11 protein-coding genes and 1 other annotated feature are annotated in these 14,952 nt (G+C 49.7%); of the genes, 5 read left to right on the forward strand and 6 right to left on the reverse strand.

What is annotated here, in order from left to right; all coding sequences use genetic code 11:
* Window positions 1-589: 589 nt before the first annotated feature.
* From OKS35_RS15405 to OKS35_RS08365, 5 genes are all read right to left on the reverse strand, one after another.
* Window positions 590-730 (reverse strand): JAB domain-containing protein, encoded by a 141-nt coding sequence (locus OKS35_RS15405; protein ID WP_413815720.1) that lies wholly within the window; start codon window positions 728-730, stop codon window positions 590-592.
* A 249-nt stretch (window positions 731-979) separates the two neighbouring features.
* On the reverse strand, window positions 980-3,703 hold the full coding sequence (locus tag OKS35_RS08350) for a hypothetical protein (RefSeq protein WP_264092848.1): 2,724 nt from the start codon (window positions 3,701-3,703) through the stop codon (window positions 980-982).
* 751 nt (window positions 3,704-4,454) lie between these two features.
* Window positions 4,455-7,088: a S8 family peptidase gene (locus OKS35_RS08355; RefSeq protein ID WP_264092849.1), complete on the reverse strand. Its 2,634-nt coding sequence runs from the start codon at window positions 7,086-7,088 to the stop codon at window positions 4,455-4,457.
* A 204-nt stretch (window positions 7,089-7,292) separates the two neighbouring features.
* Window positions 7,293-8,603, reverse strand: a complete 1,311-nt coding sequence (locus OKS35_RS08360; protein WP_264092851.1) for an Ig-like domain-containing protein — start codon at window positions 8,601-8,603, stop codon at window positions 7,293-7,295.
* Between the two features lie 173 nt (window positions 8,604-8,776).
* Entirely contained in the window at window positions 8,777-9,151 is a 375-nt protein-coding gene (locus OKS35_RS08365) for a nuclear transport factor 2 family protein (protein ID WP_251131792.1), read from the reverse strand.
* Window positions 9,152-9,320: 169 nt separating this feature from the next.
* On the opposite strand from OKS35_RS08365, the gene OKS35_RS08370 reads away from it, so the two are divergent.
* Genes OKS35_RS08370 through OKS35_RS08380 form a run of 3 tightly spaced genes read left to right on the forward strand, consistent with a single transcriptional unit; the run spans window position 9,321 to window position 12,145 of the window.
* The gene (locus OKS35_RS08370) at window positions 9,321-11,546 is read left to right on the forward strand and encodes a C40 family peptidase (protein ID WP_264092853.1); all 2,226 of its coding nucleotides are present in this window, start codon (window positions 9,321-9,323) and stop codon (window positions 11,544-11,546) included.
* A 12-nt stretch (window positions 11,547-11,558) separates the two neighbouring features.
* On the forward strand, window positions 11,559-11,843 hold the full coding sequence (locus OKS35_RS08375; RefSeq protein WP_159562839.1) for a hypothetical protein: 285 nt from the start codon (window positions 11,559-11,561) through the stop codon (window positions 11,841-11,843).
* 35 nt (window positions 11,844-11,878) lie between these two features.
* Window positions 11,879-12,145, forward strand: a complete 267-nt coding sequence (locus tag OKS35_RS08380) for a hypothetical protein (protein WP_264092854.1) — start codon at window positions 11,879-11,881, stop codon at window positions 12,143-12,145.
* A gap of 49 nt (window positions 12,146-12,194) precedes the next feature.
* Window positions 12,195-12,426: a binding site (T-box leader), on the forward strand.
* Here the strand turns inward: OKS35_RS08380 and OKS35_RS08385 are convergent.
* Window positions 12,423-13,001 (reverse strand): hypothetical protein, encoded by a 579-nt coding sequence (locus OKS35_RS08385; protein WP_264092855.1) that lies wholly within the window; start codon window positions 12,999-13,001, stop codon window positions 12,423-12,425. It overlaps the preceding feature by 4 nt.
* A gap of 44 nt (window positions 13,002-13,045) precedes the next feature.
* Between OKS35_RS08385 and trpE the strand changes: the two genes are divergently transcribed.
* Both trpE and OKS35_RS08395 read left to right on the forward strand, forming a co-directional pair.
* Window positions 13,046-14,377, forward strand: a complete 1,332-nt coding sequence (gene trpE / locus OKS35_RS08390) for an anthranilate synthase component I (protein ID WP_264092856.1) — start codon at window positions 13,046-13,048, stop codon at window positions 14,375-14,377.
* Window positions 14,374-14,949 carry an anthranilate synthase component II gene (locus OKS35_RS08395; protein WP_264092857.1) on the forward strand — a complete coding sequence of 192 codons (576 nt, stop codon included), beginning with the start codon at window positions 14,374-14,376 and terminating at the stop codon, window positions 14,947-14,949. Before trpE ends, OKS35_RS08395 begins: the two co-directional genes overlap by 4 nt.
* Window positions 14,950-14,952 lie beyond the last annotated feature (3 nt).

Raw genomic sequence — 14,952 nt, forward strand, 5'->3', positions numbered from 1 at the left:
CTAAACATCACCTCGTACCCAGTTCCCATTTTCACCTAAAACTCTATTACTATTTGTCTTCAATATTTATTGTTCCTGTTCTTCTCAAGCTGTTATTGATATTTATTGCAGATTCATTAATTGTATATATATGCTACTTTTAAATTTTAATTGTAAATTATCGTATTTACCTATATTAAAAAACGTTCTTTCGATATAAAGCTCAGCTTATCTTTAATCGAAAAAATATTGTACTTGAAACTATATTTAGTCAGATTACTCCACTCTTTCAAGAACAAGCGCATTTCTGAGAAAGCAACTCACCATATTACAATTCAATATACCAAAACAATACCTGAACTTGACGTCAAAATTGAACAATACTTGACACAAGATTGACGAAGCCGCTAAAGTGATTTTTTTGTTTTGTACGATACAGTTTTTAGGGTCTACCTCCAAACGTTGGCAACTTGCTTCCATAACTTTAACCATAACTAATCTAATAAGTTCTCTTCTCGCTGATTGTGAGAATAGGTCGCCCTCAGCTTCGTTCCTCAGTCCTGCTTAGATGGTTATCATCGACAATCATGGCGTTCGCGCTCGATAAAGATCAGCGGACATCCAACTCCTCTCTCGGATGAACAAGTCTCGCGTTCAGACTCCCGATATGACAGACGTTGACGGAGACAGGCTGATTCTGCGTGTCGAGACTGACGACGAGTAAATACTCCCGATCAAGCCCTCCAAGAATTCTTTCATGAGCGTATAGCCGTCATCCGGTCTGTGGATGGTCCGTCCCTTATAGCGACACTCCCTTCTTTGACGAGTTTGATGCCGACGATATCGACACGCTTTGCAGATTGATTCGGTTTCATCGTTTCTCCTCTTTTGGACATAAAAAAGCACCCTGAGCCGCGATGGTGAGGGTGTTCTATATTTGAAAACAAAATAAGAGCCCTATAAAGTGAACTAGGGCTCTTACAAATAATTTTATATAGAATTATTTGATTTTGATAGCTTGTCCGAAGATAGCATCATTTCCAGCTGCATCTTCAACTACCGTTCCAGTTGTATCTTCTTTCAAAGCAAGTGTAATTGTTGACTTAGCAGTGAAATCAGTAATATCCGTTCCAGTGATGTAGTATTTGCCTTTATCTGTACCAGCAGTAACTAAATCTACTCCTGATACTACGACAGGTGCTCCATCGACTGTAAGAACGAGATCTCCTGCTGCATCAAGTCCAACAACTTCTTCAGTCAATTCAACAACTAAAGTAGTTTTATCTCCTGAAGAGATTACAGCAGATTTAAGTTCTGGAGCTACGCCATCAGTCAAGGTGACTTTAGTATTAGCAACTGCAGCAAGTGGGTTACCAGCAGCGTCCTTGATATTGACTACTGAGAACAAGCCTTCGTTTACAGTAGTTGAAACGCTCTTCTTAGGAACATGAACTGTTACTGTAACGTCCTTATCAGTTACTGAAGTTGCGTCAGTCGTTACATACGAGTTCGCAGGAAGCGCTTTTCCAGCATATGTGTAGTTAGAAGTATTTAATACTGAGTCAAAGTTGATTCCTGCATTGTCAGAAAGATCAAACGTGAATTTATATTCTGAAGCTGTAGACATAGAATCAACAGGAGTAACTCCGTCTACTGCAGATGTAAATGTAACTACAGGTTTAGTAGTATCATTTTCAGTTGCTACAGAGTTCTTGATAACGAGTGTAGTTGTGAAGTAAGCAGCAGAGTTTTGAGCAGCTGACTTATCTTTTACGATACCAGCAGGCAAGCGTAGCTCATATGTTCCATCTACTAAGCCATGGTTAGAAATAGTAACTGTCTTCTCGTCAGTGCTGAGTGTAGTATTTCCTCCATTTGCAGTGTTAAGTGTAATTGTGTTAACGCTACCAGTTGCTTTGTTGATTGCAGTAACTACAGTACCGTTCGTGATTGCAACTTCTTCAGTGTAAGATGCAACGATGTTGTTATCTTTGTAAGAGATAGAAGCTACAAGTGGTGCCACTGTATCTTTTTGGAATGAAAGTTGTTTAGTAAACAACTCAGCTGATTCATTACCTAAAGTATCCTTCACACCTTTATCAAGGTAGAATGTTCCAGCAAGCTTACCATCTTTGTCGAAAGCAGGTGTAGTAAGTGTAAAGATTGCTGTTTTACCGTCGATTGAAGCAGCATTAGCAAAAGTACCTGCAGCAGTTCCGTTTGCAGCGAGCAAGCGAACTTTTGATCCTAATGTTGAAGCTTGTGTAGCATCAAGTGCTTTATCAAAAGTAACTTTCACAGCATCTTCACCGTACACTTCAGCAGAAACTACTTTAGGTGCTGCAACGTCAGCTACCACTGTAGTTGTTACTTCAAGTGGGTTAGGAGTAGTGTAGTTTCCAGCAAAGTCTTTAACGTTAGTCAAGCGAATAGTAAGAGCTTCACCAGCTTTGAGTTCTTGTGAAGTTGTTACTTTCAACTCGTTTGAAGAAGCACCAGCTCCTACAACCGCAACAGCACCGTTTACGTATGCAATTACACCGTCAGATACAACTGGCTCATCAAACTTAAGAGTAACTTCTTTTGTAGTTGTTTTAGCAACTGCAGATGCAGATACGAACGTTGGAGCAACTTTATCTTCAACATTCAAAATTTGACTTGTTGGTGCAAACTTAGCACCTGAAACTGCTTTTACTGAGTCTGAAACCGAAACAACGTATGATCCGTTGAAAGTTTCACCGTTAGCTGCAGTAATAACAAGTGATTTCTTATCGTCAGAAAGTTTTGCTGTCAATCCTGTAGAAGCTACAGCGCCAACTTTAGCGATTGAAATGTTTTTAAGAGCTGCGTCTGCACCAATCACTGTTGAAGCGTCAACTTCTTTGTTGAAAGCAACTTGAATTTGTTTAGCGTTAATCGCCTTAACGTCTTTAACCATTGGCGCTTCAACAACAAAGTTCATAACGTCAGTCTTCACTTCGCCTGAACGGAGGATGAATGAGTGGTTACCTGCAGGAAGTTTACCAGACTTAACTGAAAGTTTTCCGTCTTTAACTTCTGCTTGAACAGCTGGAAGAGCTGCGTTCATGTCACGGTTAGCGTACACAACGAGTTCAACTTTTTCGCCGTCTTTGAGGTTTTTCACGTCAGCAGTTACTGAGAGAACGTCGTCCATAACTTCGCTCTTCACTTCAGAAAGTTCTACTTTCGTAGCAACTACTTTGTATTTAACTGTTTTTGTTACAACGCCGAAAGCTTTGTTCGAGTAAGTGAATGTTCCTTCGAACTCTCCAGCTTTCTCAGTTGAGAATCCTTTGTAAGTAACAACTTTGTTGTATTTCACGCCGTCTGCGAAGAGAACTGGCTGAATACGAAGACCTGATGCAGGAACGCCTTCTTCGAGGACGATTTCTTCAGGTTGGATATCTTGTGCGTGGTTCAAGACGCGAAGTTTTTTCTCAACGCGGATGCCTTGGCCTTTTACAAAACCTTTAGCAGTTTGGAACACGCCAAGTTTGTTCATGTCGACTGACGATTTGTACCAGTAGATCTCGCTACCTTTGTACTCTTTGTCAAGTGCCGCGTCGAGGTCCCCGCCGCGTACGTAGTCCGATGAAAGTTGGACTGTTGTTGATGCTGCGTCTGCTGTGATTGCAGGCGCTACTGCTGATGCTGCTACTGCGAACGCTGCCGCTGCAGTAACGAATTGTTTCTTCTTAGCCATCTGATGTAAATCCTCCCTTAGGTAGATAGGTTTTTCTACCGTCCTCGCCCAACCGATCTCGTTCGGAGTCATGTATCCATAACAATGAATAAAGTACTAATGATTATGTAACCGACTCTTCTTTAGACCGGGCGTTCTCCCCCGGTAGAAGTCTTTGCAAGAATCATCTTGAACAATTTACCAAGACTGTTCTTGGAAAACCTTACATCCATAATATACATAACACTTCCAAGCGACACAAGCGTTTTTTTTCGCAAAAATGGTAACGTTTTTGAATTTTGGAGATTTTAGTTTAATTCATTTTTGGATTTACCTTTTTTGGAAATGTCGAAACACGTCGATTTTTGTTGATTTCATGCGTTTTTAGCGGAAATAATAGTTGAAAACCATTTTTATACCATTAATTACCTTTAGTATTTAATTTACAATATCGATTCTCAAAGTCCAATGTTTACCTTAGTTATTTCCAAACCATAAAATCATTGACCTGTTTAACAAAACCAAAGTTATCCAAAAGTAACGGGTATGTTCCATTTTAGGCATCTGCGCCTCTCGTTTCAACCTTCTCCCGTGCCGTGAGGACTTTCGACCCACCCGATTACAGACGAATCGCATCATCATGACGGCCTTTTCTCTGCGAGAACCACTTTTCCATCATTCGAACCTTGTCAGGTCACCTCGTCCGTTGCATTCACTCCATACAAAAAGACGGATATGCCCATCGGCATACCCGTCTCCCGTTGTAACTAGCTTATTTGACGATCGCACGTGTCATTTGTCCGGCACGGCCGTTCAAATCTTCCACGTGGACGTAGATCGATTCTCCTTTACGGAGAGCCCGCGTCTTGACGCTGTACGTGCCGTCCGGACGGATCATCGCCGTCCCGAACAATTGACGCTGCGCATTGCGAACGACAACCGTCATACCCGGTGTCGCTTTACCAGACACTGCTCTCGCGCCAGCACGGAGCGTTGTGACCGCTGGACTAGCCGGACGTTTGCCCGCCGCCACGATCAACCGTTCCGTCGACTGATACTTGCCGTTCGTGTAAACGACGCGCAAGACTGTCCCTGCAGGTTGTGGTTTCATCTTGAACGATGCGACCGCTTGCTTCGCTGTCCCGCGTCCGACGACTTGATCGCCGTTATATACGGAGACAACCGTGCCAGACTTCACGTTCACTTTGAAGTTTGCTGCATTTTCCGCCACGACCGCACGGTTCGCGTTCAAACGGAGCATCGACTCGGCGCGGTGAAGGTTCACCTTCCCGTAACCGCCTAACACGTCGTAATACGCCACTGGTAACGAGAACTCGACACTCATGTCTTCAAATGCCCATTCGTCTTCCTCGTCAACCGGTACTTCCGGCACATCTCCGCCTGAGAAGGCGACAGGGTCAGCCGTCCGTTGCAAGAGCGTACGGATCGACTCGACCGAGAGGGTCGGGTGTTGTGATTTCAAGAGGGCCACGACGCCAGCGACGTGTGGAGTCGCCATGCTCGTGCCGTCCAAATAAACGACATTCCCATCTGGGACAAGGCTTGCGATTTTCGAACCTGGTGCCACGACATCGACGCCGTATCCGAAGTTCGAGTAATCTGCGACGATTCCGAGGGAGTTCGTCGCTCCGACCGAGATTGTATACTTCGAAGAGGCCGGATAAGATACTTCCGGTTCACTTTCGTTCCCCGTCGCCGCAACGACGACGACACCGCGGTCATAGGCATACTTCAACATGTAACCGATTGTACGACTTTCGCCGCCACCGAGACTCATGTTGATGACTTTTGCTCCAGCATCGACTGCATATTTGATTCCGAGTGCGATTTGATCCGTGTCACCCGTCCCGTCTGCTCCGAGCACTTTGACTGGGAGGATCGATACGTTCGGTACCATCCCGCGCATCGAGACACCGTTGTCTCGTACTGCCCCGATGACACCTGCTACGTGCGTCCCGTGACCGTTCTCATCGCGAGAGCTTCCATCCCCGTTCGGGTCCGTGAAGTCTTTTCCGTTCGCGACATCGACTTTTCCTTTAAAGTCGAGCAGACGATCATCTACACCTGTATCGAGTACGGCTACTTTGATTGAACGACCTGGAAGGCGGAGTGCCTCATAGCCTTCTAATCCGACACCCGCATACTTCATCGGTTGAAGGACTGATTTTTCATTGATTGCCCATTGATACTCATAGCTCGAATCTGTCGCAAACGCTTTGTACGTCTGGACTGGCTCGATGAACTCGACGTTCGAATCGGCGTTCAACGTCGCTTTCGCTTTTGCTTGCATCTTCGTGCTTGCCGACTCGACGTCAACGAGCGCGAAATAGTCTCCCGGACGACCGATCGAGATACGCTCTGCCGATACATCCGTCATCGCGTTCATCTTGCCGATCGATGTCGATGGTTGTGATTTGTATTTGACGATATAACGCGGTGTATCCACCGTTTGAAGCTCCATTCCAATCTGTGCGAACACGTCTTCCACCGTCGAGCCGGCGAGGCGTGTCATATCGACCGATGAAGCCAAGTCATTGACATCCGACTTGATTCCGCTCGGTACGCTTGATTTGACCAAGGCGTGCATACGGTTGATTGCAGTCGCTTCATTTTTCGTGATGGTGTGACTTTCTTTGTTGACGAGTGACGTGATGAGCGGACGTAACGTCTGAAGGTCCGTCAACGCCTCTTGGCGTTTCTGTTTGTCGAATGCCAACTTGCGGACGATGTACGGGGACGACTTGTAGTAAAGTGCCTCCAATTGACGTCCTTCTTTCGATCCACCAAGGATCTCTTCTTGCAGGCGACGAATCATATCGAGCAACCCGCCATCTTCTGGCATCGGGAGCAACGATTCGACCGGACACATCGTTCCGTTTCCTTCCTCATACTTCACTGGGAGTTTCACTGATTTATAACCAAGTGAGACATCTGCTGCCGTCGGTGGAATCACCGCGCCCTCTTCATCGATTGTCTCGAGTGGCATGTATTCCACTTTGATGTAATATGGTCCTTCCCATGCGTATGGGAATTGGATTTTTGCGACTGACGTCTCTGTATCCGGAGAAGCGCTCGCCCGGTAGCGATCGAACGTCTCATCGGCCGCTGCCGTCTCAGCGCTCGGATAGACCGAGATGTTCGTCACGGCAGACGCTTCCATCGCAATCTCCATATGTGTCATAGCTGAAGCTTCTCGCTCCATCTTGAACCAATACGTGTTCACCGGATCTGTCCCTGTCGTGAATTCGACAGTCTGTCCTGGTGTAAGTAATGTGGCCCCGCTCACATCGGCCGCGCCTGCTGCCATCGTCCGCATTGGGACGAGCGACACGACGAGCGCAAGGACCGATACAAATGCAACGAGGCGTTGCAAAGCTTGTTTCATACCTTTTCCCTCTTTTCTTAAATAGTGAAGCACTTGGCTCCACGTTGTTCTACGTTATTTATCGGTTTATGTTTCAAAAATGTAACAAAAAGATTTCGGAAATATTTCTTCCTAGGTGGCAGATGGCAGTCGCCACTTCATTTATATAGAAGAGAATCGAATCCGTGCATACAAAAGACCGGTGTCTCCACCGGTCCTAAAGAATTAGTATCCTGCGTATTGGAGGGATTGGATGAATGCGCGTTTCTCCGCACCCGATAGGTTGAACTCGAGGTCGTAGTCCGTTCCTTGGACCATGACCGTGATCCGGTTTTCCGGACGGACGTACTTGTCGACGAAGCTGATGAGTTTCGCATCTGGTTCGAACAAGTATGACTCTTCGACCGAGCCGTCGTCGAACTCGTCATAATAAACATCATATTCGTCGATGTTTTGCGAATAGGTCGCACGACCGACACGGAGCGTCAACTTCTCAAATCCAGCGACCGAGCCATCCTCCGTGTAGCTGCTGAGGAGGAACCCGAGGCCCGACTTCGATGGATGTCCGAAGAAGAGTGGAACGAACGTGTCCGCGTACTTCGTCGTCGCATCTGCATAGAAGACTTCTTTATGAACCGTCAACTTCATGCCTTCCATGTAGACACGGTGGAAGTTGTTGTAGAGCGCGTGCTGTACTGTGATTGTCTTCGATTGGCTGACGTTGCCAGCGCCGTCACGGATGACGAGTGACATCTTCTGCCCCATCGCTTGACGTGGGATCTTCACGATGAACTTCCCAGTCGACATGACCGGTGCCGTGTATGACTTTGTGCCAATCTTGACGATGGCCGTCGCATACGGTTCGGCTTTTCCGAAGACACCGTATGATGCTGCCGTCACGGACTGTGTCAATGTCGCTGTTCTCGGTGCGACGCGGTCTGTGTAGACGCTACGTTTCGAGACGTCGCTCGTCGCGCCTTTCGTCGAGATCGTCTTCGCCGAGAGCCATGAGTGGGCCGGTTGCGGTGCGATGCCACGACGGTAGAGCCCGTTCGCATCGAACTTCCCTTTATACGTGCTGCTGCCGATCGAGAGCTCGACATATTGTCCCGGCTCCCCGACGACGCGCACTTCACGTGACGTCTCCGTCAACGGTTTGATAACTGGTGCGTCTGGACGTGCGTTCGGGTCTTCGGCGACGATGGCACGTGTCGTGTCACTCACGTTGCCGCTCGCGTCGACGAGACGGACGTCGATGACCTTGCCGACCGACTGTGGTGACATCTTGAAGACGGCCTCGCCACCTTCGAGGATTGTACGGACGTATGTCTTGCCGTTGATCAAGATCTCCGCTTTCGCAGCCACTTCACCAGTGATCGTGAGTGTTGTCGACGTGTGGAGTGGTGCCGATAATACAGGTGCGTCAGGAGCAGTCACGTCTTCCGTCGTCTCTGCGTTGACGATTGTCGAAGGCGCGATACCTCCGAATGCGAGTGTGGTAGCTAGGAAAAGTGCTGCATATTTCGGTTGTTTCATAATAAGTAGGGTCCCCCTCAAGAATAATGACAATCGTTTACAAAATTATTATAATCTGTCCTTTTTCAAAAGGGTACATAATTTTTCTAAAATAGGCATATATTTTTCAAATTCACATTTCCTTCATTTTATAAAAAAAGACACTCCATCGATTCGGAGTGTCTGAACGCTTATCATCCTTCGTTTATCATCGTCGCTTGTCCGCCTTGCCATAACCAGACGCCATCTTCTTTCATATAAAGATGAAGCATCCAGAAGCGACCTTCGTACGCGTTCGTGCCGAGAATAAATTTCTCCTCGAGCAAGAGTTGGACGACGGCGAGGTCACCGCGTACCGTCTCATCGAACGTGACCGTGTCCTGTGCGATCCATTGAATCGCTGTCGGGTCGACGAACTGGTCTAAGAACGTCTCTTTATCGAACTGACGCCCGCTCGAATCGACATATCGGAACGAGTCGTGCATGAGCGCCCGCATCGCGTCGAGATCGCCGGCCACTTGATGGGCCGATCGGTCGTCAGAAAGTTGTTTCATGTTGAGTGTCTCCATAGTTGTCCCTTCCTTTCCCCGTCCATCATAGCACAGATGGTCGCAAACGAACGAGTGGAATGCTGAGCACGGATTCCTTCAATCATTTCCCTTTTATCGAAATAAGCAACCTTTTTCATCCCTACTATGTATATACTAAAAACTGTAAATTTCATGAATCGAGGTGGAAATGTTGAAACGAATCTTCAGTTTGCTCTTTCTCTTTACCTTCTATTGGACACTCACCGCTCAAGCGATCGGGTCTGAGGCCTTGCTTCGTGCCGGCACGACCCTCTATGCCGATCCAGAAGAAACGGTCGTCCTCCTGGTCACAGGCCAAGCGGAGCGTGTGGATATCCATGAGGTGACCGAGACCCATACGTCCGTCACCGTTGCTTCACAAAAAGGATTCGTCCGAAACGACGCCTTATCATACGCTGTCACCCGTTACGTCCATACGGAGACGGATGCACGCGATGCTGCCGGAAATGTAGTCGCAACACTCGCCATCGGGACAGCGGTCGACGTCTTCGATATCGAAGGCGACCTTCTCCTCACGACGGACGGTACATATGTCGCCCGTGACGCCCTCGGAGAGACGGTCCCGGCGGCAGTGACCCGCTACGCAAAAGAGGGAGCGACCCTCTCGTCTTCACCAGATGGTGGAACCATGACTCCGCTTGAAGCCGGTCAAACCTTGAACGGCTTCCTCATCGACGGACAGATGCGTGTCGATCTAAATGGAACTGTCGGATACATCCCGCTCTCGATGACAAATCGAATCCCGTTCAAGACGGACTCCCAATTCGTCTTGACGACATCCTCTTATATGAATGAGGACGGAGAGATCATCGGGACGATTGTCCGAGGCAAACGAGTAAGCGTATATGGCACAAATGGCTCGATGGCCCGCCTTTATCAAAATGGCATGTACGTGTATATGAAGCGAGATGCACTCGCTCCCAAGATGCCCCGCTACGCTAAAACGGGGAGCCGCTATGCTCAAAAAGAGGCATCGATTTATTTAGACACAGACAAGAAGCAAGTCGTCGGTTCACTCAAACGGAGCCAACTCGTCAGCATCTATGGGACAGACGGTCTGTTCACCCGTGTCTATTACAACGGACAATATGTCTTCGTCGAATCCGCATCGCTTGGGACGACGGAGCCACCTTATCTTAAAACCGGACAACGGTACATCACGAAAAACACACCGGTCTATGCTCGGACGATGAAATCATCCAAGACGACCTTGTCCCTGAAGCGGGGTCAGCTCGTCTACATCTATGGCACCCGTGGAAGCTATACCCGCATCTTCACGAAAGGGAACTATTACTTCGTCCCGACGAGCGTGACGAGTACGAAAAAACCACCTCGCTTCGAAGCGACAGGGAAACGATACAGCCGATATAACGAGGTCGAAGTATACGCCTCGACCTCAATCGCGAAACAAGTCGGTTCATTGAAACGAGGTCAGCTCATCGAGACATATGGGACGAGCGGCTACTACACGCGCATTCGACTAAACGGAGCCTATCGCTATGTCGCGACTGGCTACCTCGCTGTCTCGAAACCGACCGCGAAGCCGAAGGTAGGAACGGTCTTCTATACACAGTTCAACGGGACGCCTTACTTCTCGGCTGACGTTGCGTATGGTCGTCCGGCCGGCACTCTGCCCCGTGGGACGAAACTCGTCGGGCTCCGCTCGATTGATGCCGACTTCTGGCACGTCCGTCTTCCGTCCGGGAAACGTGTGTACGTGTTGAACCCCTATATCGCCGAGACGAAACCAAAGGCGATTCAACCGGCGAGCGTCTATACGGCCGCCCACTATGGGACGACGAAGAAGACGCCGTTCTACGCCAACCCGAACGACACCCGTCCGATCGGGTATCTCGATGCCGGTCGTCGCATCTACCCTCGTGGGAAGAGTGGCGACTCCTATCTCATCCAATACGACTGGCGTCCGGTCTACGTCAAGACGAAAGACATTCGCATCAAACGAGATGCCTTGTTGAAGAAACGGGACAACTCACAAAAAGAACGCATGATTGCCGTCGCGGTGAAACATCTCGGGACACCGTACACGTGGGGCTCACAGTCTCCGCTGAACGGCGGTTTTGACTGTTCCGGTCTCATCCACTACGCGACGAATCAAGCCGGTAAAATCGGCGGTCGCACGAACGTGTCAGGTTACTGGCATAGCGGCCATTTCAAGAATAAACGGACGGGTATCACGAGTGGCCGTCGCGGGGACATCGTCTTCTTCGCCGGCACGTACAAATCCGGTCCATCGCACATCGGCATCATGCTCGATGATGAGTTCTTCATCCATGCCGGGGGCGAGATGCTTCAAATCAACTCGATCCATGACCCGATGTGGCGCCCGTACTTCCTAGGGTACAAATCGTTATAAGGAGGATTCTCCATGTTTGACTATATCGACCCGTTCTTATGGCAACTCGTCATCGTCCCGTTTCTCACCATCGGCGGTGGTGTCGTGGTCGCCATGATCATGAAACGGGTCTGGGTCGGCCCTGTGGTGACGTTCTTGTTGAACGCCATCATCGAATTGACGTACTTTGCCGTCTATTATGACCACAGTCCGTTCGATGTCAGCCATCTCAGTTCGTGGAATGTTATCTTCCCGCTGATTTCGCTCTTGTTCTCGTTCATCTTCGTCGGATTGTTGAAAACAAAAAAATCTGCCTGATGTGTCGTGATTACTCGTTATAAGGAGGACTCTCCATGTTTCACTATATCGATCCGTTCCTATGGCAACTCGTGATCGTTCCAACGTTTACGATCGGACTAGGGGTCGCCCTCGCATTGCACTTGAAGCGCTTGTCTATCGCTCCCTTGATCACGCTCTTCGCCTACTTGGGCATGGAGTGGTTCATGTATCGGGGCACCCTCTTCTTCTTTACGAAGTGGTGGCTCCTTCCCCTTTTGGCATTGGGGATCACGTTCACATTCATCGGGAAACGTCAGGTGGGGCACGCTTCGGTCAAATGATGCTTGACAATGCATCTTTATCCCGTTAAAGTAACGATAACATTCATACGAACTCGCGATGAGAAAGAAGAGTAGCGCGAAGGGACGTCTTCAGAAAGCCGGTGGTCGATGTGAACCGGTGGCGTACCTTGCGTGAATGGGCTTTTGAGCGTTCAGACCGACATGTAGGCTCTGACGGGTCCTCCCGTTATCGGGGACAGCGAATGATGGTTCGCGATGAGTGGGAAGACAAGGCGTCTTTCAACGAAGGTGGCAACACGGGGAATCTCCTCGTCCTTCATGTCCGATTGGGCATGCGGGACGGGGAGATTTTTTGTTTGAGCGATTGGAGATGGGCTGGTGACGTACCACGGATATACGCACCGCGGTCATCGTATACGAACAAGACGTGACCCTCTCGTTCGTGGATGAACTGAACGAGCGGATATGTTGTGAACTCTCCGTTCAAACGAGGCTTTGATTTTGTATAAAAATCTTGATAACAAATCGCCTCGAGGAGTGGTCGCACACGGATTTCGGACTTGTCTGCTACCGGCACGGTGAACATCCATAACGGTTCGTCATCGAACGTGCACGATGTGGCGGTCGTCTTGAAGCGCACCGATTTGTCCCGGATATAACGGAACAAGAGGGTCGGCTTGACGGGCTGTCCATGTACATGCCAAACGATTCGGATGGGGTCGCCCTCTTCGAACAACGCATCAAACAATTGCTGGGCATGACGAACGACTGCCTCAAAATATTCAAGATTCAGTTCATATGATTTGATATCAACGTAAGGTGACAGCGTGTCCTCGAGTTCGATGTGCTCGGTCAACGCTTCACCTGAAAATTGGTCAGGTCGTAAGACTGACATCGGCATATCCCCTTTCTATTACCCATTATAAGGAGGTTCTTTCAATGCAACAACGGATCATCAATGGTGACGAACTCACACCGGTGGCAATCTTCCACCGACTACAAGGTGAACGAAAGGTATTACTCGAAAGTCGCGCGGAAGGCAAGCACGGTCGCTACTCCATCATCGCGGCGAACCCAGTCGAGACGATCCGAGTCGATGGGAACGACGTGACAGATGCAACGGGGACAATCTATGCAGACGACCCGCTCCATGCCTTATCCGAACGCATCACACGTGACGACTTCACTGCACCGTACCCGTTCATCGGCGGTGCCGTCGGCTATATCGGCTATGACTTGCTTCGGGTGTATGAACCGATCCCGAACACGCCGACCGTGACGCGTGATTTGCCAGACGCCCTCTTCCAACGCTATGAGACGGTCGTCTTATACGACCACCTCGAGGAACAGGCCATCCTGATCGATACGAGCGAGACGGATGCGACGATGCGACTCGAGTCCATCCGCGAACAGCTCGAGACACCGGAGACACACGCCCTCGAACCGGTCGTCCGGACGAGCGAGCGCATCTTGACGCCGAAGGACGAATTTATCGACCGCGTGCTCCAGGCGAAAGAGGCAATCCTAGCGGGCGAGGTGTTCCAACTCGTCTTGTCGCAACGAATCGACGCGACGTTCACCGGGGACCCGTTCCACTTTTACCGGACGCTGCGGAAACAAAATCCGAGTCCGTACTTGTTCTACATCGACCTCGGGGAAGCGATCGTCCTCGGTGCTTCTCCTGAAAGTCTCGTCCGTGTCGAGAACGGCAAAGTGACGACGAACCCGATCGCCGGGACACGCCCTCGTGGGAAGACCGTCGAGGAAGACACGCGTCACGCGGAGTCACTCCTTCAAGACGAGAAAGAACTCGCCGAGCATCGGATGCTCCTCGACCTCGGACGAAACGATATCGGGCGGGTCGCGAAAGTCGGTACAGTCACCATCCCGAAACACATCGAGCTCGAACGATTCAAAAACGTGATGCATCTCGTCTCGGAAGTCGAAGGGGATTTACGTGACGATGTGACCCCGATCGATGCGCTCCGTGCCTGTCTTCCGGCCGGTACCGTCTCCGGAGCTCCAAAGATTCGGGCGATGCAGTTGATTGACGAGCTCGAGACGGTGAAACGAGAAGTTTACGCCGGGGCGGTCGGCTATCTCGATGTCCGGGGCGGATTCGACTTCGCCCTTGCCATCCGGACGATGGTCGTCCAAGGTGACACGGCCCACGTCCAAGCCGGCGCCGGCATCGTCTATGATTCAGACCCGGTATCGGAATATGAAGAAACGCTGCATAAAGCCAAATCCCTATTGGAGGTGTTCGCATGATTCTCCTCATCGACAACTACGATTCGTTCACGTATAACGTCTATCAAGACGTCGCTCGCTTCAGTGACGTCTGCGTCATCCGGAACGATGAACATAGTATAGAAGAAATCCGTCGCATGAACCCGAGTGGTATCATCCTCTCCCCCGGTCCCGGTGGTCCCAAAGACGCCGGTGTGTCGCTCGCGGTCGTGCGAGAACTGTCCGGCTATATCCCGATTCTCGGGGTCTGTCTCGGTCATCAGGCCATCGCCGAGGCGTTCGGCGGAGTCGTCGGACGGGCGAACGAGGTGATGCATGGAAAAGTCTCACGGATCAATACGGTGCCAAGCGTCCTCTTTGAAGGGCTATCGATGGACGTCATGCGCTATCACTCGCTCGTCGTACAAAAGACCGAACTGACGGTCACGGCCGAGACGACAGACGGTGTCATCATGGCTCTCGAACACCCGACCCATCCGACGTACGGTGTCCAGTTCCATCCCGAATCAATCGGAACACCGGACGGACGTGGAATCTTCGAACGATTCGTTCAGTTGTGCACGAAAAAACCGGGGCACGTGTCCCCGGTTTGAGTA

This window comes from Exiguobacterium sp. N5, assembly GCF_025842465.1.
In the GTDB taxonomy this organism is placed as follows: Bacteria; Bacillota; Bacilli; order Exiguobacteriales; family Exiguobacteriaceae; genus Exiguobacterium; species Exiguobacterium profundum.

Bases quoted from the DNA above. Each gene is read 5' to 3' on its own strand.
- OKS35_RS08350 (WP_264092848.1), bottom strand. From the start codon at position 3,703: ATGGCTAAGAAGAAACAATTCGTTACTGCAGCGGCAGCGTTCGCAGTA.
- OKS35_RS08355 (WP_264092849.1), bottom strand. From the start codon at position 7,088: ATGAAACAAGCTTTGCAACGCCTCGTTGCATTTGTATCGGTCCTTGCG.
- OKS35_RS08360 (WP_264092851.1), bottom strand. From the start codon at position 8,603: ATGAAACAACCGAAATATGCAGCACTTTTCCTAGCTACCACACTCGCA.
- OKS35_RS08365 (WP_251131792.1), bottom strand. From the start codon at position 9,151: ATGGAGACACTCAACATGAAACAACTTTCTGACGACCGATCGGCCCAT.
- OKS35_RS08370 (WP_264092853.1), top strand. From the start codon at position 9,321: ATGTTGAAACGAATCTTCAGTTTGCTCTTTCTCTTTACCTTCTATTGG.
- OKS35_RS08375 (WP_159562839.1), top strand. From the start codon at position 11,559: ATGTTTGACTATATCGACCCGTTCTTATGGCAACTCGTCATCGTCCCG.
- OKS35_RS08380 (WP_264092854.1), top strand. From the start codon at position 11,879: ATGTTTCACTATATCGATCCGTTCCTATGGCAACTCGTGATCGTTCCA.
- OKS35_RS08385 (WP_264092855.1), bottom strand. From the start codon at position 13,001: ATGTCAGTCTTACGACCTGACCAATTTTCAGGTGAAGCGTTGACCGAG.
- trpE (WP_264092856.1), top strand. From the start codon at position 13,046: ATGCAACAACGGATCATCAATGGTGACGAACTCACACCGGTGGCAATC.
- OKS35_RS08395 (WP_264092857.1), top strand. From the start codon at position 14,374: ATGATTCTCCTCATCGACAACTACGATTCGTTCACGTATAACGTCTAT.